This is a genomic window from Thalassotalea sp. PLHSN55 (genome assembly GCF_052030545.1).
In the GTDB taxonomy this organism is placed as follows: Bacteria; Pseudomonadota; Gammaproteobacteria; order Enterobacterales; family Alteromonadaceae; genus CANMXU01.
Genome location: NZ_JBPDIH010000008.1, coordinates 215,961 through 237,967, shown reverse-complemented (window position 1 = coordinate 237,967; position 22,007 = coordinate 215,961). Strand labels below are relative to the sequence as shown.

Sequence of the window (22,007 nt, the reverse complement as noted above, 5' to 3'; positions counted from 1 at the left end):
ATGCAAATGAATCGGGTGAATAGCTAGTATGTCGACAAATTAGACATTATGGCTAGTGTATTCATTTATTTGCACACAAGAGTTATAGACAGGGGGATTAGTGATTTAATTGCAGAAAAGTTTTGGTTAGACTGAGTTAATTATTTATTTAGAGTGACAAACTGTGAAAAAAGTAGCGTTTATTGGTTTAGGGGTAATGGGTTACCCAATGGCTGGGCATTTGTTAACGGCAGGCTATCAAGTGTGTGTTTATAACCGAAGCACTGAAAAAGCTCAGAAATGGCAACAAGAGTTTGGTGGTGATATGGCACTAACCCCCGCATTAGCCGCTAAAGATTGCGATATTGTTTTTTGCTGCGTGGGTAATGATGACGATGTGCGTGACGTAGTTTATGGCGACAACGGTATACTCGCAGGTTTAAGCGAAGGTGGAATCTTGGTTGATCACAGTACCGCTTCTGCCGAACTTGCGCGCGAGCTTGCTCAGGCGGCAAAAGCGCAAGGTAAACATTTTCTTGATGCGCCAGTCTCAGGTGGTCAAGCTGGCGCTGAGAATGGGGTCTTAACCATTATGCTGGGCGGCGAACAGGCGATTTACGATCAGATAAAACCCGTTATTGCAGCTTATGCCCAGTTTAGCCAACTTATGGGGGAAGTTGGCAGTGGTCAGCTGGCTAAAATGGTCAATCAAATATGCATTGCCGGTTTAGTGCAAGGTTTATCTGAAGGCATTGCGTTTGCAGAAAAAGCGGGCTTAGATGGTAATAAACTCATAGAAACTATCGCTAAAGGTGCTGCTGGCTCTTGGCAAATGGAGAACCGCTCTAAAACCATGTTCGCAGGAGAATATGATTTTGGTTTTGCCGTTGATTGGATGCGCAAAGACTTAGGGATCGCATTTGCTGAAGCTGACAAAAATGGCGCAAACTTACCCGTGACTAAAATTGTTGATGGCTACTACCAACAAGTGCAAGAAAACGGTGGTAATCGCTGGGACACTTCAAGTTTAATTTCGTTATTGAAAAAATAGTCACAGAAAATCTGCGTTCAGTTAATGTCATTGCCCATTAGCCTAATTGGTTTAATTGACTTTAACCAAAACTGAACGCGCTATTTCTTTGTACCTTGCTATATCTAACTAAATTTAAACAAATCTAACTAAAGGTTGAAATTAATTACGCTTGCACGTATTGGTAAAGCGCTTTTAATACCGACATTTTTTCTGGCTTGCTTTCGTTTTCATATGCCAGGTTTTCAAGCTTGATCATATATTCTTCAATACTTAATAAACCTTTACCGCCTTGTTGTATTTTGTCTTGGCAATACTGTTGCCATTGCTGCTGTTCGTTAGCGTTCAAAGTTAATGGGTAATTTCTGGCGCGAAAACGAAACAGTAATGTGCTTAACCTTGGATCTTGAAATTGAAAAGGGTGGCTTGCTAACTGCTCAGGCGGGAGTTGATGTAAAATTTCCATTTGAGCTTTATCGGCATGTGAGAAAAAGCTGCCGCTGTATAATGCTTGCTCAGGGTCAATTTTTTCATCATTATCGTAACTGTCGCTAAACACTTCGGCGAGCTTATCACGCACTTCAAGCTGTTTTTTTAATTGGCTTAAATGGCTTAAACATAGCTCACGTGGGATCGCCAATCGCTCGGCATTTTCTGGTAATAAGGTTTTTGCTGGTGCAACAACCGGGCACTTGTTTAAATGAATCAATTTAACGGGAATAGGTAACTCATCTTCAGCCAGTTCGTCGTGTCTTGTATAAAGGCGCGCTTTTATTTCGTCACTGGTTAAATCAAAAAGTGGCTGTGGGCTTTTGGCTAAATCAACTGCGATAACGGCATTTTTATTGGTTGGGTGATAAGCAACAGGTGCAAACCAACTCGTACAACCATGTTGCGACGGTACTTTACTTGAAGTATGCACAACCGGTGTCATGTTGTAGACATCAATTAATTCAGCAACCTGCTTTTTGTTTTTTAAATTAAAAATAAATTCATAAAGCTTAGGTTGTTTTTCTTTGATAAGTTTTGCCATGGCAATAGTTGCATAAACATCACTCATCGCGTCATGTGCTGCTTCATGGGCAATATCGTTTGCCGCGGTTAATAGTTCAAGTTTAAAACTGACAACCTCTTCGCCGTCTCGGTCGATGGTCGGCCACTCAATACCTTCAGGTCGTAGCGCGTAACATGCACGCACCATATCAATAATATCCCAACGGCTATTGCCGTTTTGCCATTCACGCGCATAAGCGTCGTAAAAATTACGATATAATAGGTAACGCGTAACCTCATCGTCAAAGCGAATATTGTTGTAACCCGCGACACAGGTGTTCGGCGTAGAAAATAGCTTATGAATACGAGCAGCGAACTCAGCTTCGGTTAATCCCTCAGCCAATGCTTTTTGTGGCGTAATGCCGGTGACTAAACAGGCTTCAGGCTGTGGTAAATAATCTTGTGGCGGCTGACAATAAAACATTTCCGGCTCGCCAATAATATTTAAATCGAGATCTGTACGAATACCTGCAAATTGAGAAGGTTTATCAAACTTTGGTGATACGCCCCAAGTTTCATAATCGTGCCACAAAATAGTAGGTTGTTCGCTGGTGTTCGTTGGTGTTTTATTATTCATGGCTTTTGATTTTTACTCTTTGTATTGTAATTACTTAACTTTATTATTGGTTCGTAGAAATCCATAGATGTTCTTTATTATTAATTAATAAGTGTGCATCGTAATGTGCATCATGAAAATGTAAGATGTGCCCATAGACGGATTTATTTATTGAGTAAGAACCTATGTCATTATCAGATAGCAAACTAAGAAACATAAAAGCTCCTTACGAAGGTGAAGCTGAGCTAGCTGATCGTGATGGATTAACCGTAAGGTCACACGCAATGCAATAATATCATTCAATTATCGCTTTAGATGGCGCGGTAAGCAACAACGAATAAAAGTAGGGCGTTGTCCGGATATTAAATTATCAGATGCTAGAGCTGAAGCCGATGAGTATCGACAAGTATTATTAAAAGGGCTTGATTCAAGAAGTTATGCTAATCGTCATCAGGAAGGCAGGTTATTAGGGGGCATTTGAAATTTTGTAGAAAAGCTTAACAAAAGCAAAATCGACTAAAACAGCTATGACTCAAAAAGCTGCTTCACGTATTCACTGGAAGTTTAAATTTCACTAAGGGATTAATTATTATAAAGCCGTAATTATTATTAACTTGAATATTCTATGCGTCAATAAATGACGTACCTTACATGTACACTTATTTAAAATTTAAATGGGTGATGACATGAAAGAATTAATCAATACACGATCAGAATTATTAATTACCGTAATAGGTGTTGGTGGTTGCGGTTGTAATACCATGAACATGTTAAGTGAAAACGCGTTAGCTAATTGCGTAAGGTTAGTGGCGGTAAATACCGACATTGCCGTACTCAACCATTCTACGGTAGAAACTAAAATACTGATAGGGGAAAGCTTAACTAATGGCTATGGCGCTGGCGCTAACCCCGCTGTTGGGTTACAGGCGGCACAAGAAAGTGAAGAAGCATTAAAAGGCATATTACAAGGCAGTGACATTGTTATTATTACCGCAGGCTTTGGTGGCGGTACTGGTACAGGGGCAAGCCCTTTTATCGCAGAGCTAGTAAAAGAGATGGGCATTAACTGTATTGTGGTTGTTACATTACCCTTTGAGTCAGAAAGCCAAATGCGAATGAACTATGCACTAGAAGGTATTGAAAACATTAAAGAGCCAGCACAAGCTTATATAACATTGTCGAATGATTTATTAATTGAGGGTTTAGGTGAGTCTGTCGGGTTATTTTCAGCCTTTAAACATTCAAACGATGTACTTAATAACTTGTTAACGTCACTAGTTGTTATGATGACCCAAAGTGGCTTTATAAATGTTGATATTGAAGACTTCTCTCGCATAATTTCATACCAAGGCGAATCGGTTTTGGGTGTAGGTAAAGCGGACTCCGAAGAACAAGTCTTTGAAGCGTTAGAGCAAGCGTTAAATAATCCACTTGTTGATAGAACTAACATCGCGACAGCCCAAGGGGTGATCATTCATATTTGCTGTAAAAGCGAACCGAAGATTTCAACCTACAACAGTTTATTAAAAGAGGTAAACCGACGAATTTCTAATAATCAAACCCTTGTGATTGCAGGTGTTACTTTAGACCCCGATTTATCGTGTGAATTAGAAATATTGATCGTTGCATCAGGTATCGATAACAAGCAGGCTAAAGAGCCGCAGCCAATCACCAAGGAAATAATTTATACCAAAAAAACAGTCGATTACTTAGATGAAGAGTTATCATTTATCGGCGAAAATGAAGTGTTTACCGATATTCCAACCATCATCAGAAACATGCAAGCTAATTCAGGCCATTAACTCATCGATAAAGTTGTTGATATTGTTTTGTGATTTCTTGGAAGTATTCTCGTAATGAAATAGGTGTTAATACTTCAATAGCGGGGCCAAAACCACGTAAGAACGCGCGTAATTTAGGGGTGTCATGAACTGAGGCACTAATTTTCACATATTCAATTTTATCGGTTTCTTCAATCTTTTGGTTTTCACTAAAGCGCGCGTTACTCATCACAAAATAACTGTCTTTACGTGCGAACAACGAAAGTTTAACCGGTTCGCTGTGCTCTTGTAGTTGGAAGTTGTTGTCTTTGAAATAGTTAAAATTATACGATGCTGGCGCGATCACTTCACGATCAAGTATTTCAACATTTTTCATAAATGCTACTGGAAATTTATAAACCCGTTGATGAAAAGTGCCTAAGGTGCAAACCAAGGTAATTACATAATCTTGTTGTATTAATCCTAATGGTTGTATTTTGTGATAAGTTTTCCAGACAGGTTCTTTGTTTGCTAACAAATAGCGTTTTAAATCAGCATTAATTTGTTTTTTATGGAAGATAGCTTTTTTTATCAAAGCCAAAGCGGTGTTGTCAGGTTGCGGTAGTATTACAGGGCTAGGGCGATTAATAAGGGCTACCGAGTTTTTCCAATGAGAAATTAATGTTGACTTTTCATTAGTAATAATAGTTTGTGCTTTTTCAAAGTAAGCAGAAAGGTCTGACAAGGTTGACTCCGGTAACAACGTGGTAGCTATTTCTTCGAGCGTAGCGAATGCCAATGCGGTATTCGCATCCATTAATGAGATATTGAGTTTTTTCCAGTTTAAATTTACTGACCAACCATGCGGTTTAGAACGTTTATCTACTTCTAAGCCAAATACTCCCAGACGTTCAAGAAACTCTAAATCACGCTGCACAGTTCTAATATTTAACTCTGTATGACCATGATTTTCAAGCGAGCACAATACCTGTGTGGTAGAGGTTTTTCGGGGATATTTGGGGATGCAATCAAGTAAATCTAAGCGTCGTTGGAAGGCAGACATCGTTATTTCAGTTGTATTGAGTAATGTTAATAACCTTAACATTACTATACGTCAAAAAATGTCGCATAAGAATATTAATCAGGTAGCGAAAGTGTAAAAAATCAATTGCCTATATTGATAATAGCCTTACCGTACAAATACAATTTAGTAACAAAGCAAACTTATATTGCGAACAAGTTAATAGTAATGTACGAGTATAAATCAGTGCTAAATTGGGAGTAACATGCTGTGCTGTAACGGTATAATTATTGAAGTTGATGAAAGTTCAAGGAATGATGAAGGTTACAGAGCCGAGGATATTAGCTTAACCCTAAAAAACGACACATTAAACAGCTACTCAATTGACTTAGAACAACTACTTAAGAATAGTCGAACGTCAGCGAAATTATATTTTCACCTGCGAGTGCAGCATTCCAGTGGGCACAGATATTGGTCAAGGTGTATCAGTAAAATTTGTACCGACGCAATTAAATGGATACTTAGCTAACCAACCCAAGCATGCTTTATTTTTCCTCGCCCAGAATACATCAAAGCAATAGGTTGTTTCCTAACAAATGAAATCACGCTACTAAAAAGCCTCAACACACACTTTATACTCGAAAGTAATGATTGAACTGCTTTACAAGATGACATTAATGAAGATTAGCTGATGCTATTGAGAGGGGCCAATCCTAATAATTGGCGTATTAACCCATTTGGTAAACATAACGAACTAGTTGTTGTTTATGCTTCTAAGGGCTCAGCACCTATGCAGGAAAAAAGGTAACAAAATTATAATTTTTGTTATTCGTTATTTTGGTTATTGATCAGACGCGGCTAGTGCATTTTAAGTTTAGGCACAAATAATTAAAATGTGAATTTAGCAAAAAAGGATTATTTCCATACTAGTTTTTTCTGTTCATCTAGTGCAGAAATTACTTGTCAGCAATTATATTGCTCACCATTTTATTTATAAAGTAGGTACATGGTTTACAACTAAACGGTAAATATTAAATTGAAAAACGATACTGATAACAAACAGGTTCTATTAGATCAAAAAGGAATTCAATGGTGCTTTGAAAAAGAACTCGTTGATACTGAATTTTTAAAAGCTAAGTATAAAAAAGACACACGTATTTATATTTGTAAGAACCAAACTACGTCCGAGCTGAAGAATATAAAAACCAATGCTGCAAATGTTTTAATCGGATTTTTAGACGATGAAACAACGAGGTGGGTTACTGAACAAGAAAATAATGGAAATATGGTTTATGGTATTATTGCTAATGTGAAAGGGCAGTTCCCTGAATTGAGTGTTCGATTAAAATTGTCAAAGCATCCTATATTTTTAGCTAAAATTGCGCCAGCAACGAAAAATCATAACATACCACGCTTATCAAATTTAATGCCTATAAAACCACGTCTTAATTCTCGCGCTAAGCATCCTTTAACTAATAAAGCATTTGCCCATCGTTCTCTTGATAAGTTTATCGAGGATAATCGAGGGATTAGTGGAATTTATTGTATTTATTCTAAAGAGTTTGCCACTTATATTGGTCAATCAATTGATGTTGGCGCTAGAGTCAAAAAGCACTTTTATGATCTTAAAAAGAATAAACATCACAATGCTAAGATGCAGTCCGATTGGAAGGATAAAGGTGAAAGGTTTTTTACTTATCATCTCATTCAAACATGCGATGAGAACTTGTTAGACGAATTAGAGGAGTTTTATATTGATAAGGCAAAGACATATCAATACGGCTATAACTGCACACCAGATGGACAAGGTAAAGTGGTTAGTACAGATAAAACTAGCTTAAAAGACACTGAAAAAACTTTAGAACAACCAATCTATGCACCAGTGAGTGATGAGGTACCTGAAGTTGAAATTGCCGATATTGAGACAAAGACAAAACATGGTGAACTCTTACCCCACGACAACGCATCTTTTCGTCAAAGTGGAACAACAATAATTGATAATTTTTTTGACGATTACGATGAAGCTGAACAACAAGTAACTGTAGAGCATTACGATGATTATGTAGATATTAATAATGGCGGGAAAGATAGCTCTGAAGCTAGGTACGATCATAAAATAGACTGTGCCAGGGTGATAAATACCCCACCAATTATCTCTACTACCTGTATTAATGTAGGCCGTCGAATAGACACAGACCTACAGGATAATGAAAATACTGAGTTTGAAAAAGTTGTACTTATTTTGACTGACCGTTTTAAATTAAGTCTTTTAGACCGCATGGTACTTTTTGCAAATAAACACACTTCGTTATTCAGTAAACGAAGCGATATCATTATTAAACAGCTAAATGCATTAAATTATTCAGCTGAAATAGAGCGTAGAAGGTTTGAAAGCCGCTTAGATACGAAAGAATTAAAATGTTTATTATCAAAGATAGAGAAGTACGTGTAAATTCAATTACGCATAAATAATCAATTCAGAGCGATCAACAAAATAGTTACAAAGCTTGTCCATTGTACAAACAATTCGTTTGATAATACTCAATGATTGAGGTTCTTTTAATTGTAATAATAACATACATTGACTATCCCCCAATTTTTCCATTATTGATTATAAGAAATTAAATAATACTAACGTTAGACGTTATTTTATTAATCAATTAGTGCTTGCTAGGCGCGGCGGTTTACTCTTTTATCATTGATAAATGTATAAAAGGCTAAAATACAAAAATCTGATAATTGCTTACCAGATTTTTGAAAATTGACGCTACAAGTTAAAAGTAACTGTGTATTATTCAACTTGGCAAACAAGGCCTTTTAGGTAATAACCTTCAGGGTAGTTTGCTGAAACAGGGTGGTCTGCTGCCTGATGTAAACGCTCAACAATATAGGCTTTTTTACCCGCATCAAGTGCGCCATCAGCGACAACTTTTTGAAATAATCCGGCGTCTAATAAGCCAGAGCAAGAAAAGGTTAATAATATGCCATTTGGCTTTAACAGTTGCATGGCGAGCATGTTAATGTCTTTATAACCACGGCAGGCACGGGTTAATTGTGCTTTAGAGTCAACAAACTTTGGTGGATCTAAAATGATCATATCAAAGGTTTTTTGTTCTGCTCGGTATTGTCTTAGTAGCTTAAATACATCTTCTTTTACAAAATTAACGTTCTTATCCGCTAAGCCATTTAGTTCTAAATTTCTTTTCGCCAGATCAAGCGCAGTTTGTGAAACATCAACATTGGTCACTTCTTTAGCATCATTGGCAGCGCAATGCAGAGAAAATGTACCTGTGTATGAAAAACAGTTTAATACGGTTTTGCCTTTAGCATATTTGCCTGCCGCTAAACGCGAGTCGCGCTGATCAAGATAAAAACCCGTTTTATGGCCTTGTTCAACGTCAACATGAATTTTAATGCCATGCTCTTCAATGATACATTCGGTCGACGCAAGTGGTTCAGTTAACCAGCCGGTAACAGGCTCTAAACCTTCTTTCTTGCGCACATCAACGTCAGAACGCTCATAAATAGCACAGTCTGGATAAAGCTCTTGTAAACAAGACACTAAGGTATAACGATGAAATTCTGCGCCAGCACTGAGTAACTGACACACAATGATATTGTCGTATTTATCAATGGTTATGCCGGGCAAACCGTCAGATTCGGCAGCGATCAACCTAAAGCCGGTTAACTTACCTTGTTCGATAAACCAGTTCCTGCGTAGCTGGGCACTGGTGAGTTTTCGCATGAAAAAGTCGCGATCAATTTGTTCATTTTCATCAAACGTCCATACTCTGATCCGAATTTGCGATTCAGGCGAATAAGCACCTTTTGCCAGCCAGTTTCCTTTATTATCAAAAACGTCAACAGTATCGCCCAACATCGGCTTACCCTTGATTTTGTTGACTCCTTTAGAAAAAATCCACGGGTGTTTTCGCAATAACGACTTTTCTCGGCCAATATTTAAATAAATTCTTGCTGACATATGCCTATACTTAGTAATAATCGATTGCGCGCAGTGTAGACAATGGGCTTAATTGGCGCAACGATTTTATCATCAGCGGACATAAAAGAGGACAGAGTTTATGCGAGTTAGTTACATTGCACATGTTAGCGGAAAGGTACAGGGTGTTTATTTTCGTGCATCATCACAACAAGTGGCAATAGATAATCACCTAAGTGGCTATGCCAAAAACTTAGATGGTGGTGAAGTCGAAGTGTTGATGTGTGGGGATGAAGAAAATGTCGAAAAAATGCTTTCTTGGCTAGAAAAGGGCCCCGAGCAGGCAGAAGTAGAGCATGTTGATAAAAAACAGGTTAAGTGGCAAGAACATCACTTTTTCTCAATTAGTTAATTGTGCGAACAAATTAACAATGCAAAGCATAGCTAAAAGCGTGCGTATATTGCCCATTTAGCTATGTTTTGCGGTCTTTCACTAAACAGACTCAACCCAACAAAAGCGTTTCACCGTTTTGCCATCACGTTCGATAATTTCGTCAAACATTGCTAGTGGCCTAACAAATATTTCTCTGTCGCCATATTCCGGCTGATAAACCACCATTAATTCATCTGTTTCACTGTGCTTTGCGATATGCAGTGCTTGATAATAGTTACCTTTAAAATGTTGATACCGACCTAACTTGAACAAAACTTACCTACCTTAATGCATATTCGTTTAAAAAGTGGCGCACCCGTTTAACCATGGCAGCGCCTAAAACTGGCTCTAGTATAGCGAGAAAAGCATTTTTGAAAATAAATTAATATTTTTTAATTTATTTTCAGTGCTAAAAAAGTGTTGTTTTACAACAAAAAAAGTCATTTTTCGGCTTCGTTATGTAGTTTTTCATGAGTAATTACACACCTTGATTTTATTTGTAAATTTAGTTTTTACAGATTTTCAAAAGCAATCATATTGTTATTATTTGATTGGATTTATGTATTTTAGCCTGATCAAAGATGCTAGCAAAACTGCTTTGTTAGTGACTTGTAAAAGGATATTTTTTGCTTTTAAATACGCCGCATGCCGCTATTTTACTGGTGTGCATAGATTATTATAAATATTATAAATACTACTTTCAAAAATGTTAGCGCTCGTTTTCTAGTGGCTAATGTTATTTGAAAAACAATAAAAACGATTTTCTAATGCGGGGATTTATGGAAACGGTTTCAAGTTTAAATTCATCTGGGGTAGCACCCAATTCAGGTCAAGCGAATAACTATGGTTTTGCGCTGACATCTTTAACATCATTATTTTTTATGTGGGGGTTTATTACCTGCTTAAATGATATTTTGATCCCTCATCTAAAAGGGATTTTTGATCTTACTTACATGCAAGCTATGCTTGTTCAGTTTTGTTTTTTTGGTGCGTATTTTATTGTCTCACTACCTTCGGGGGCGATTGTTAAGCGTATTGGTTACCAAAAAGGCATTGTTGTCGGGTTGATTATTGCGGCTGTTGGTTGCATGGCGTTTTATCCAGCCGCTTCAATGCATAGCTATCCTGTGTTTTTAATGGCGTTATTTGTGCTTGCTTGTGGCATAACTTTATTGCAAGTATCGGCTAACCCTTACGTTAGTGCACTAGGTGAAGCAAAAACGGCGTCGTCTCGTTTAACGTTGACACAGGCGTTTAATTCACTCGGAACAACAGTTGCGCCGTATTTTGGTGCTTTATTAATTTTAAGTGAAGCAACTGATGCCGCAGCCTCTGCTGAGTCAGTGCAAATGCCTTATTTATTACTTGCGGCAATGTTACTGATTCTTGCGGCTATTTTTGCATGGTTAAAATTACCTGATATGTCCGCTGCTCAAGAATCAGAAGAAGACAGTGGTGATGTGTCTGGAAGTGCTTGGCAGTATTCCCATTTGGTACTTGGTGCGGTTGGTATATTTGTTTATGTCGGCGCTGAAGTGTCAATCGGTAGTTTCTTAGTGAGCTTTTTTGCCGAGCCGACAATTGCTGGTATTGAAGAAGCTGAAGCGGCTAAGTACATTACCTATTTTTGGGGCGGTGCTATGGTTGGCCGTTTTATCGGCGCAGCTGTTATGCAAAAAATTGCTGCGGGTAAAGCGTTAGCATTTAATGCATTCGTTGCCATTATTCTATTGCTCGTTACTGCATTTGCCTCAGGGCAAGTTGCTATGGCGGCAATTTTGCTAGTTGGTCTTTGTAATTCAATTATGTTTCCAACCATTTTCACTCTTGCGATAAATGGCTTAGGTAAGCATACAAGTCAAGGTGCTGGCATTTTATGTTTAGCCATTGTTGGTGGTGCTTTTATTCCATTAATTCAAGGCGCTCTGGCCGATAGCATTGGCGTTCAACTGGCGTTCTTGTTCCCTGTAGTTTGTTATGCCTTCATTGTTTATTATGGCATTATTGGTAGCAAGCCTAAGCAAGTTGCTGCTTAATTTGCTGGTTTTAGAATTGACGATGAGCAATTAATGATGAGCAATTAATGATTAGCAATTAACGATTAGATAGTTATTAATAAGTATTAGCGCCTAGCCGTTTGTGTTAGGCGTTTTACTTTAAATGCTGTTCGTTTAATTTTTCCACTTTCCACTTTCCACTTTCCACTTTCCACTTTCCACTTTAAGCTTCTTACTTCTTACTTCTTACTTCTTACTTCTTACTTCTTACTTCTTACTTCTTACTTCTTACTTCTTACTTCTTACTTCTTGCTTGTAACTTGTAACTCCTACCTCGTAGCTTGCAACGTGAATTTTTACAATTTAGCTGCATAATTTTGGCGCTATACCTAGACAACAACTGAATGTTTTCGCTAAATTAACCAAACGTATCAAATACCTCTTGGTAAATTTTATCAAACAAGCGACATTACCCACGGTTATTGCAGGCCCCATGCTTCGACATTGTTGTCAAAGCGAAATTAACGTTTGGCTGGTTACTGATAAACCTTACGCTATTTCTTGCCAATTACGTCACATAACCACTAACACTAGCTTGTTTGATGACACACTTTCTGGCTCGCAGCTTCAACAAATTTGCATCGGAAAACATGCCTATATCAATTTAATTCAGTTAACATTTGCTCAGCCGTTACCTGAAAATGAGCGTATCAGTTATGATTTGTCATTTTCGCATGGGAATGAAAGCATCGGTTTAACCGAGTGTGTTGACGGATTAACGTACCCTGAGCAGCCACTGCCAAATTTTGTCATTAAATCAAAAGCCGATCATCTATTACATGGCTCTTGTCGCAAGCCTCATTTTTCAGGTGGTGATGGCTTAAGCCAAGTTGACCAGCAATTGGCGTCTGTGCAGCGCAACCATCAATCGTTAAACGATTATCCTGCGTTATTAATGATGTCGGGGGATCAAATATACGTTGATGATGTTGCCGGCCCTACGCTAAATGCCATTCATCAAGTCATTAAACTGTTAGCGTTGCATGACGAAAACTTACCGCACACACAAACAAACGAAAATACGATGGCTAACGGGCAACAGCTATACCAAAGTGAAAGCTGTTTTTACCAGCGCCATAACATATTGCCACACCGTTATATCAACCAAGGTTTTTTCGGTAAGCGTTTTTCTGTTAAGAAACAGGAAATTTTTACCTCAGTTAATGCGAAGAATCATTTGATCACCGCTGCTGAAGTGTTTGCCATGTATTTATTGGTGTGGTCACCCAGTTTATGGCGTTTGGTGGATCTAAAAAATACTTCGGCAATTGCTGCGGCCAATCTTGCGCATTATCAACAAGAGCTCAAGACTATTGACGCTTTTGCCCTTGAACTGCCAAATATTCGCCGAGCACTGGCCCACATTCCTACTTACATGATTTTTGATGATCATGACGTTACCGACGATTGGAACCTAACCCGCGGTTGGGAAGAGGCCGCCTATGGCCATGAACTTTCTAAACGTATTATCGGTAATGCACTTATTGGCTATTATTATTGCCAAGGGTGGGGCAATGCACCACAAAACTTTGCTGATGTCGCTGATGAAATAAATCAGCACTTTGGCAATAATGAAATTAACGAGCACGGCCGCTTAGTTGAGCAATTGCTTGATTTTGACCAATGGCATTATCATCTTAATACCTCGCCTAAAATCGTGGTATTAGACACCCGAACGCAGCGCTGGCGCTCTGAAAGTAACGCCAATAAACCCTCGGGTTTAATGGACTGGGAATCGCTTTGTGAATTGCAGCAAGAATTGATGAATGAAGAGAGCGTGATCATGGTGTCTGCTGCGCCAATCTACGGCGTGAAGTTTATCGAAGCAGTGCAGCGTGTTGCGACCTTTTTTGGCAAGCCGTTAGCAGTAGATGCTGAAAACTGGATGGCGCATTCAGGCACCGCCAATGTTATTTTAAATATCTTTCGTCATCATAAAACGCCGCCAAACTTCATTATATTATCTGGCGATGTCCATTATTCCTTTGTTTATGAAGTCCATCATCGCTTTATTCGCACCCAGTCACGCATAATACAAATAACCTGTAGTGGCATTAAAAATCAATTTCCGGATAAGTTATTGCAGTGCCTCGACTTTTTTAACCGTTATTTATACGGCAGTTATTCGCCACTAAATTGGTTTACCAAACGTCGACGGATGAAAATTAAAGTTCGAAAGCCAAATAATGATCAAGCAGGGCACTTGTATAACGGCAGTGGCATTGGCCGATTAATTCTCTCTGATAACAACAAAAATGTGAAGGCAGAACTGCTTTGTGTAACTGGCGACATTATTGAATTTCAACCCCCTAAAAAACCTACTGATCAAGCCATTGACTAGTTGATGTTTTCATTAAAATTATTGTCATTTAAAGTAAATAGTAAGTTTGGTCGGGGTTAAATATTATTTCATCCCGAAAATCCTTAAAAAAACCGCTATTGCCCCTACATATTCCACGCTAACTTGTGTAGAATCACTCACCATTTTATTAAACAAATTTGTCTACCCAAAGCCCTAACTTTATTGAAGTTAACAATAATGATAGAGGCGCTTTAGAGGAACTCATGAATTTAGACGACATTATATTGCAAGCAGAGCAAGCTATTTCTGCTGCGACAGATCCCGCAGCACTCGATCAAGTGCGTGTTAACTTTTTAGGTAAAAAAGGTTTATTTACAGAGCAAATGAAAGGCTTAAGTAAATTACCTAAAGAAGAAAAACCTAAAGCCGGCCAAGTGATCAATCAGGCTAAACAACACGTGCAAAAATTACTAAATGAACGTGGTGAATTACTACGCGCTGAAGTGATCAAGCAAAAACTAGCTGCCGAGGCAATAGATGTAACCTTACCCGGTCGTGGTACAGAAATGGGCGGTTTACACCCAGTAACACGCACGATTGAACGTATTGAAAGCTTTTTTGGTGATCTTGGCTTTGAAGTAAAAGCAGGTCCTGAAGTGGAAGATGACTTTCATAACTTCGATGCCTTGAATATCCCTGAGCACCACCCAGCACGTCAAGATCACGATACTTTCTATTTCAATCCTAAGTTGGTGTTAAGAACACAAACTTCGGGTGTGCAAATTCGTACCATGGAAGTTGAAAAGCCGCCACTTAGAATTATCTCTCCGGGCAAAGTCTACCGTAATGATTACGACCAAACGCATACACCGATGTTTCATCAGGTTGAAGGGTTAATGGTTGATAAAGATGTCAGCTTTACTCATTTAAAGGGTATTTTGCATGACTTCTTGCATCACTTTTTTGAAGAAGATTTAGAAATTCGATTCCGTCCGTCGTACTTTCCATTTACTGAACCTTCAGCTGAAGTTGATGTAATGGGTAAAAATGGTAAATGGTTAGAGGTGTTAGGTTGTGGCATGGTTCACCCTAACGTACTTAAATCAGTAGGAATTGATCCAGAAGTTTATACTGGCTTTGCCTTTGGCATGGGCGTAGAACGCTTAACTATGCTGCGTTATGGCGTAAATGATTTACGTGCATTCTTTGAAAACGATCTTCGCTTCTTAAAACAGTTCAAGTAGGAAAAAGCCACAATGAAATTTAGTGAATCATGGTTACGCGAGTGGGTTAATCCTGCCATTTCTTCAGAAGAATTATCGCATCAAATTACAATGGCTGGTCTTGAAGTTGACGGTGTAGAGCCCGTTGCTGGCGAATTTACCGGTGTTATCGTTGGTGAAGTTGTCGAATGTGGTCAGCATCCAGATGCAGACAAATTACAAGTGACTAAAATCAGCTTAGGTGATTTTAACGACGGTGAGTTAGTTGACATAGTTTGTGGTGCCAAAAACTGTCGTTTAGGTTTAAAAGTTGCGGTTGCCACCGTTGGTGCAGTTTTACCAGGCAACTTTAAAATTAAAAAAGCCAAATTACGCGGTGTGCCTTCGCATGGCATGTTGTGCTCTGAGTCAGAATTAGGTTTAGCCGACAGTTCAGACGGCATTATTGAATTACCACAAGATGCGCCAATCGGCAGTTGTGTACGTGAATATTTAGATTTAAATGACGTAACCATTGATGTTGACTTAACAGCAAACCGTGGCGACTGTTTAGGCCTTAAAGGCTTAGCTCGTGAAGTAGGCGTATTAAATAGCTTAAGCGTAACAGAGCCGGTCATTAACGCCGCTAGCCCAAGCATAGATGATAGCCGAGAGATCACACTTACGGCTGCTGATGCGTGTCCACGTTATTTAGGTCGTGTCATTAAAAACGTTAACTTAAACGTGCAAACGCCATTATGGATGGTAGAAAAGCTGCGCCGTTGTGGTACGCGTTCAATTGACCCTGTTGTTGATGTAACCAACTACGTATTGCTTGAGCAAGGTCATCCGATGCATGCCTTTGATTTAGCAAAAATTGACGGTGCAATTAACGTACGTTATGCCAACGAAGGTGAAACCTTAGTATTACTTGATGAAAATGAAGTTAAACTTTCAAGTGAAACCTTAGTGATCGCTGATGACAATAAAGCGTTAGCGATGGCAGGTATTTTTGGTGGTTTACATTCAGGTGTTACCAGTGAAACAACCGATATTTTCCTAGAAAGCGCGTTCTTTTCACCGTTAGCGATTTTAGGTAAAGCACGCCAATACGGATTACACACAGACGCTTCTCATCGTTATGAGCGCGGTGTTGACCCTGTGCTTCAACGTGACGCCATGGAGCGTGCAACTGAGCTTTTATTAGCGATTGTTGGTGGTGAAGCAGGTCCAATTACAGAAGCGGTTGCTAACGAGCATTTACCACAAGCAAAAACAGTTTCCTTACGCCGCGAAAAATTAGACGGTCGTATTGGTCATCATATTAATGACGACAAAGTGACTGAGATTTTAACTCGTTTAGGTTTCACTGTTGAATTTAATAACAATGTTTGGCAAGTGAATGTGCCGGCATATCGTTTTGATATTTCAATTGAAGTGGATTTAATTGAAGAAGTCGCGCGTATTTTTGGTTACAACAACATTCCTAATGTATCGCCAAAAGCAACTTTAGCGATGCGAAGCCAACAAGAAAAAGGTTTAGCGGTAAGTAAATTACGTCAAGCGCTGGTTAATCGTGATTATCAAGAAGCGATCACTTATAGCTTCGTTGATCCTAAAGTACAAAGCTTATTGTTCCCAGAGCAAGAGGTGATGACCTTACCACACCCAATTTCGTCAGAAATGTCGGTAATGCGTGTTAGCCTTTGGACGGGATTAATTCAATCAGCGGCTTACAACCAAAACCGTCAACAAAACCGTATTCGCTTATTTGAAACAGGCCTTCGCTTTATTCCAGATGAAAGTGCTGAAAATGGTGTTCGCCAAGAGCAAATGATCGCAGGTTTGATTAGTGGTCAACGTAGTGAAGAGCATTGGAGCAAAGAAAAAGCGGCCAGTGACTTTTACGACTTAAAAGGTGATGTTGACGCATTACTTGCATTAACTTGCCAAGCAGCTGATTACGAATACAGCGCCGCTGAAATTGACGCGTTACACCCAGGTCAAACTGCACAAATTCGTAAAAATGGTGAGCTAGTTGGTTACATTGGTACCTTACATCCTGAATTAGAAAGGAAATTAGGACTAAATGGTCGCACATTAGTTTTCGAACTTTTACTGTCTCAACTGAGTACTCGTAAATTGCCGCTAGCTATTGAAATCTCTCGCTTCCCGGCAAACCGTCGTGACATTGCAGTGGTTGTTAAAGAACAAATTGATACAAATAAAGTTTTACAACTTATTGAAAAGGTTGGCGGAAATTATTTAATTGATCTAAACTTGTTCGATGTATACCAAGGTACAGGTATAGACGATGGTTTTAAGAGTCTTGCAATTGCGTTAACGCTGCAAGATATTGAAAAAACTCTCGAAGAAAAAGATATCACGGATGTTGTGAATCGTGTAGTGGATACATTAAGAACAGAACTAGATGCAACACTGAGGGATTAAGCCATGGCGCTAACCAAAGCAGAAGTAGCAGAGCATTTATACGAAAAAGTTGGGCTAAGTAAGCGCGACGCAAAAGAAATGGTCGAAATATTTTTTGAAGAAATACGAGAAACCTTAGAAAGTGGTGAACAAGTAAAACTTTCAGGTTTTGGTAATTTTGACCTTCGCCAAAAAAGTGAACGTCCTGGCCGAAATCCAAAAACCGGTGAAGACATTCCAATTTCAGCACGCAAAGTGGTGACCTTTAGACCAGGTCAGAAGCTTAAAAGTCGTGTTGAAGACGGCAATGGCTAATTAGCCTTGTGTAAATGTTAATGAAAAAAGCTGCAATGTATTGCAGCTTTTTTTATGCGTATTTAAATACTGCTAAGTTGCATTAAATGCTATTTTGCTCGCTTAAGTGTTTAAACTTGCTTAAGCAGTAGTGCTTGTTTTAGTTGAAAAAATTCGTGTTGATAGCGCTTTTATAGCCATTATAAGCAACTCTTTTATGGTTAAGATGGAAAATGCGAATAATGCGCCTGTCACTAATGCGTTAAAGGTTAATGGAATGGCAAGTACAAATTGCTGTGCTGTTGCTTGCGCCATTTCAATATTCATTTCTTGAACAAAATAAACGATACGTTGCCAATAGCTTTCTTGCTGAAGCTGACTAAATGCCACAGCAAGTTCATCAATTCTTACCGTTAAATTATTCACTAATTGACCTGTTTGAATAATGGCGGGATCGCTGTTTTGTTGATAGCGATTAATTAGCTCTGACAAATCGCCGTTAAACTGAACGTCAGCAATAACTTGAAACTGCGTTAAATGATGTTGTGCTTCATTTAAATGCCCTGATAGTCGTTGGCTGTACTGTTGAATAAACTCAGGCAATTGCACGCCAGCTATAAAACACAGCGTAAATAACACCCGATCAAAAAGGCGATGGCTAAAGGCAAATAAACGGCGTAATAGTTGAGTAATAACTGTGGCCTAATTTAATAGAGTAAGGTCATAGCGCCAATAATTATCACCTTGGCAAAAAAAAAGCAAACCGTTATGGTTTGCTTTTTTGATCATACAAGATAAATTCTGTATTAGAATTGAAAGTTAAGGCCAATCATTGGACCGTAAGTTACTGTATCGTATGCGTAGTAATCTCTACCAGTTTCGCCGTTGTTGTAGTCTACCCATGTTGCTTTGTAGCTTACGTCTAACGTCATTAAATCGCTAATGCGGTAGTTAACGCCTAACTGTACAGCAGAAGTGAAGTCAGAGCTTAAACCAAAACCACCTACATCAGCGCGTGCTTTAATTGCCCAATCTTCGTTAATTTCTTTGAATAAACGAACACCTACAACTGCATCAACCCAATCTTCAGCAACGTCAATCGGCATGATTTCGTGTTGTTGTGGTGCTTCTGGGAAAGATAAGCTAGCTTGTAGATCGTGATCCCACCAGCGAATACCACCAAATACGTCAATTTGACCAAAGGCAGTTTCAGTACGTTTGAAAACTAAACCTTCTAAAACGCCTAAACGGTTTGAAGCAAATAATACGCCGTCACGTGGAGTTGCAAAAGACTTGCTTAATTCCATCATGCCGTAATCAACTGCAAAACCCCAACCTGACTTATGAACCGCTTCACCAGCGATCATTAAAGTAGCATCTAAGTTTTCAAAAATTTGTTCAAATTCCATGTCAGCAGAAACATCATTAAGACCACCAGCACTTGCAGTACCAGCAATGTTGTTTAAATAACCGTATGGCGATACTTGGAAAGACCAGTCGCTAGCTTCTTCAGCTTGAACGCTTGCGTTGAAAGAAAATGCTGCTAACAGTGAAAGGCCGATAATTGATTTTTTCATGTTTTAATTCTCTTAGTTGAGCTTAATACTATAATTAAGGCTTAAAAAATTTGGTTGATACTTAGCTAGCGCTTATTAATTTACTTGCTCTGTATCGATGAATATAATTTAGCACCAAGCCTTGTAAAAAATTGTAGTTTTTTAGTGTTATTGTTTAATTTGCGAACACGTTTAATTACATCTTCTGTTTTCTATGCGTATTTAGCTATCAAGCAATGTTGGTTGTTTAATTAACATATAAACCGTTATCTTGATGCTTATGCTAACGTTTCTGTTAGAATAAAAACTCTACTTTAGCCTAGCTTGACATTTACATTGTTGCCATTATTTGTGGTCAATTTGGCGAGGTATTTTGTTTCAAAGTATTTACAAGTTCTGCGGCGGTAGCCGTTATTGTGTTTTATGCCGTGTGAGTATGACTAGCGTAAGCCGTTGCTAGGTTATTATGTGTGAATGCTTTATTATGTTGTCTAATCGTTATTCTCAAAAATTAGCTTGTGTTTTATTTGAACTCGAGCTTATGGTCTTAAATTAACCGCAAGTAAAATAAGAAGAAAGTATGCGTCGTTCTAATTACCCTCAAACTGAAGTCAAAGAGATAAACTGGCAAGTCATCAAAATGCTTTGGCCTTATTTGCTTGAGTTTAAATCGCGCATTATTTTTGCGTTAAGCTGTTTAGTACTAACTAAAATAGCCAGTGTCTATTTACCTTTTATTTTAAAAGATATTGTTGACACCTTAGATGCTAATCAAGCCGATAAAGTATTGTTAGTGCCATTTTCGCTTGTTGCAGCGTATGGATTAGTGCGCTTATCAATTGTACTTTTTGCTGAAATTCGCGATACCTTGTTTGGACGAGTAACCGAGCGTGCGATTCGCCGCATTGGCTTGAAAGTGTTTCAACACTTACATCAATTAGATTTAGACTTTCACTTAAACAGACAAACGGGTGGCCTATCTCGTGATATTGACCGAGGCAATTCTGGCGTTAGTTTTTTAATGCGCTTTATGGTCTTTAACATCGTACCGACCTTGCTTGAAATTGTGATGGTGGTTACCATTTTGTTTGTTAACTATGGCATATGGTTTGCGCTGACAACGTTAGTATCAGTTGTTAGCTATATTGCTTATTCTATTTATGCCACAGAGTGGCGAACCGCTTTTATTCGCGAGGCTAATCAAGCTGACTCTTCGAGCAATACTCGTGCAATTGACAGCCTATTAAACTACGAAACGGTTAAATACTTTACCAATGAAGATTTTGAAGCGCAGGCTTACGATAAGCAACTAGCGCAATGGGAGCAGGCTAAAACCAAAAATCGCCTGTCATTATTTGCCTTAAACGGCGGGCAAGCGTTTATTATTTCTGTGGCGATGACAGCAATGTTAGCGTTGGCTGCCTATCAAGTCACTTATGGTGAAATGACCTTAGGTGATTTTGTGCTGATCAATGCGTTTATGATGCAGCTTTTTATTCCACTTAACTTTTTAGGTTTTGTCTATCGTGAAATTAAAGGCTCATTAGCTAACATCGAGCACATGTTTGGGCTTTTAAAACGAACGCCAAAAGTTGTTGATGTTGAAAATGCCCCCAAGCTTAACCTTGAAAATGCTCAAATTTCATTTCAAGGGGTTAATTTTCATTATCATCAAGACCGAGCCATTATTAAAAATTTATCTTTTGAGATACAAGCAGGGCAGAAAGTTGCCATTGTCGGGGAAAGCGGCTCAGGTAAATCAACATTAGTGAAACTGCTGTTTCGATTTTATGATGTTAACCAAGGCAGTATTACCATTGACGGGCAAAATATTAGTCACATTAGCCAACATTCACTGCGCAGCAATATCGGTATTGTGCCGCAAGATACGGTACTGTTTAACGACACGTTATTTGCCAATATTCAATATGGTCGCCCAACGGCCTCAAAAGAAGACGTATTAAAAGCAATAGAGATGGCGCATTTAAGTGAATTTATTGCCTCACTACCTCAAGGTGACCAAACCGTGGTTGGTGAGCGCGGCTTAAAGCTTTCTGGCGGTGAAAAACAGCGAGTGGCGATTGCGCGCACTATTTTAAAAGACCCGAAAATATTAGTATTTGATGAAGCCACCTCGTCGTTAGATAGCCACTCAGAGCAAGCTATTTTATCGGCAATTAGTGATGTTGCGAAAAACCGCACCAGCTTGGTCATTGCTCATCGTTTATCAACCATTATCGATGCTGACAATATTATTGTCATGAACAAAGGTGAAATTGTTGAGCAGGGCGATCATCAGTCTTTGTTGGCGCGTAAAGGGCTGTATTCTACTATGTGGCAATTACAGCAGTCTTCCCTTTAACTTTTCATTAAAATTTTTTAGTAACATTTTTC

General features: G+C 38.7%; 18 protein-coding genes. 11 read left to right on the top strand and 7 right to left on the bottom strand.

From position 1 onward, the window contains the following. Positions 1–163: 163 nt before the first annotated feature. Positions 164–1,030, top strand: a complete 867-nt coding sequence (locus tag ACRRSQ_RS16485; protein WP_440876860.1) for an NAD(P)-dependent oxidoreductase — start codon at positions 164–166, stop codon at positions 1,028–1,030. 145 nt (positions 1,031–1,175) lie between these two features. Here ACRRSQ_RS16485 and sbcB read toward each other — a convergent pair whose 3' ends face one another. Beyond that, positions 1,176–2,639: an exodeoxyribonuclease I gene (gene sbcB, locus ACRRSQ_RS16480; protein WP_440876859.1), complete on the bottom strand. Its 1,464-nt coding sequence runs from the start codon at positions 2,637–2,639 to the stop codon at positions 1,176–1,178. 241 nt (positions 2,640–2,880) lie between these two features. Between sbcB and ACRRSQ_RS16475 the strand changes: the two genes are divergently transcribed. Together ACRRSQ_RS16475 and ACRRSQ_RS16470 are read left to right on the top strand one after the other, a co-directional pair. Next, positions 2,881–3,099, top strand: a complete 219-nt coding sequence (locus ACRRSQ_RS16475) for an Arm DNA-binding domain-containing protein (protein WP_440876878.1) — start codon at positions 2,881–2,883, stop codon at positions 3,097–3,099. 205 nt (positions 3,100–3,304) lie between these two features. After that, positions 3,305–4,420: a cell division protein FtsZ gene (locus tag ACRRSQ_RS16470; RefSeq protein WP_440876858.1), complete on the top strand. Its 1,116-nt coding sequence runs from the start codon at positions 3,305–3,307 to the stop codon at positions 4,418–4,420. A gap of 1 nt (position 4,421) precedes the next feature. On the opposite strand, the gene ACRRSQ_RS16465 is transcribed toward ACRRSQ_RS16470, so the two are convergent. Then, a complete protein-coding gene (locus tag ACRRSQ_RS16465) occupies positions 4,422–5,441 on the bottom strand; it encodes a helix-turn-helix transcriptional regulator (RefSeq protein ID WP_440876857.1) in 1,020 nt (339 codons plus the stop codon). A gap of 994 nt (positions 5,442–6,435) precedes the next feature. On the opposite strand from ACRRSQ_RS16465, the gene ACRRSQ_RS16460 reads away from it, so the two are divergent. Continuing rightward, positions 6,436–7,851 carry a GIY-YIG nuclease family protein gene (locus tag ACRRSQ_RS16460; RefSeq protein ID WP_440876856.1) on the top strand — a complete coding sequence of 472 codons (1,416 nt, stop codon included), beginning with the start codon at positions 6,436–6,438 and terminating at the stop codon, positions 7,849–7,851. A gap of 339 nt (positions 7,852–8,190) precedes the next feature. Here ACRRSQ_RS16460 and ACRRSQ_RS16455 read toward each other — a convergent pair whose 3' ends face one another. Beyond that, positions 8,191–9,381: a class I SAM-dependent methyltransferase gene (locus ACRRSQ_RS16455; protein ID WP_440876855.1), complete on the bottom strand. Its 1,191-nt coding sequence runs from the start codon at positions 9,379–9,381 to the stop codon at positions 8,191–8,193. Positions 9,382–9,481: 100 nt separating this feature from the next. On the opposite strand from ACRRSQ_RS16455, the gene ACRRSQ_RS16450 reads away from it, so the two are divergent. Next, on the top strand, positions 9,482–9,751 hold the full coding sequence (locus tag ACRRSQ_RS16450; protein ID WP_440876854.1) for an acylphosphatase: 270 nt from the start codon (positions 9,482–9,484) through the stop codon (positions 9,749–9,751). An 81-nt stretch (positions 9,752–9,832) separates the two neighbouring features. Here ACRRSQ_RS16450 and ACRRSQ_RS16445 read toward each other — a convergent pair whose 3' ends face one another. Next, a complete protein-coding gene (locus ACRRSQ_RS16445; protein ID WP_440876853.1) occupies positions 9,833–10,045 on the bottom strand; it encodes a DUF1653 domain-containing protein in 213 nt (70 codons plus the stop codon). Positions 10,046–10,551: 506 nt separating this feature from the next. Here ACRRSQ_RS16445 and ACRRSQ_RS16440 point away from each other — a divergent pair. The 5 genes from ACRRSQ_RS16440 to ACRRSQ_RS16420 all read left to right on the top strand — a co-directional run bounded on the left by ACRRSQ_RS16440 (position 10,552) and on the right by ACRRSQ_RS16420 (position 18,078). Further along, positions 10,552–11,808 carry a sugar MFS transporter gene (locus tag ACRRSQ_RS16440; protein ID WP_440876852.1) on the top strand — a complete coding sequence of 419 codons (1,257 nt, stop codon included), beginning with the start codon at positions 10,552–10,554 and terminating at the stop codon, positions 11,806–11,808. 403 nt (positions 11,809–12,211) lie between these two features. After that, on the top strand, positions 12,212–14,170 hold the full coding sequence (locus ACRRSQ_RS16435) for an alkaline phosphatase family protein (protein ID WP_440876851.1): 1,959 nt from the start codon (positions 12,212–12,214) through the stop codon (positions 14,168–14,170). A gap of 224 nt (positions 14,171–14,394) precedes the next feature. Continuing rightward, on the top strand, positions 14,395–15,375 hold the full coding sequence (gene pheS, locus ACRRSQ_RS16430; protein WP_440876850.1) for a phenylalanine--tRNA ligase subunit alpha: 981 nt from the start codon (positions 14,395–14,397) through the stop codon (positions 15,373–15,375). A 12-nt stretch (positions 15,376–15,387) separates the two neighbouring features. Then, on the top strand, positions 15,388–17,784 hold the full coding sequence (pheT, locus tag ACRRSQ_RS16425; RefSeq protein ID WP_440876849.1) for a phenylalanine--tRNA ligase subunit beta: 2,397 nt from the start codon (positions 15,388–15,390) through the stop codon (positions 17,782–17,784). A gap of 3 nt (positions 17,785–17,787) precedes the next feature. Continuing rightward, a complete protein-coding gene (locus tag ACRRSQ_RS16420) occupies positions 17,788–18,078 on the top strand; it encodes an integration host factor subunit alpha (protein WP_440876848.1) in 291 nt (96 codons plus the stop codon). Between the two features lie 120 nt (positions 18,079–18,198). Here the strand turns inward: ACRRSQ_RS16420 and ACRRSQ_RS16415 are convergent, their stop codons facing one another. The 3 genes from ACRRSQ_RS16415 to ACRRSQ_RS16405 are packed head-to-tail and all read right to left on the bottom strand — an operon-like array spanning position 18,199 to position 19,634. Then, a complete protein-coding gene (locus ACRRSQ_RS16415; RefSeq protein WP_440876877.1) occupies positions 18,199–18,750 on the bottom strand; it encodes a DUF2937 family protein in 552 nt (183 codons plus the stop codon). Positions 18,751–18,759: 9 nt separating this feature from the next. After that, on the bottom strand, positions 18,760–18,846 hold the full coding sequence (locus ACRRSQ_RS16410; protein ID WP_440876876.1) for a hemopexin repeat-containing protein: 87 nt from the start codon (positions 18,844–18,846) through the stop codon (positions 18,760–18,762). Positions 18,847–18,863: 17 nt separating this feature from the next. Continuing rightward, complete coding sequence (locus tag ACRRSQ_RS16405; RefSeq protein WP_440876847.1) at positions 18,864–19,634, bottom strand: hypothetical protein; 771 nt, start codon at positions 19,632–19,634, stop codon at positions 18,864–18,866. 559 nt (positions 19,635–20,193) lie between these two features. On the opposite strand from ACRRSQ_RS16405, the gene ACRRSQ_RS16400 reads away from it, so the two are divergent. Further along, a complete protein-coding gene (locus ACRRSQ_RS16400; protein WP_440876846.1) occupies positions 20,194–21,975 on the top strand; it encodes an ABCB family ABC transporter ATP-binding protein/permease in 1,782 nt (593 codons plus the stop codon). Positions 21,976–22,007: the final 32 nt, after the last annotated feature.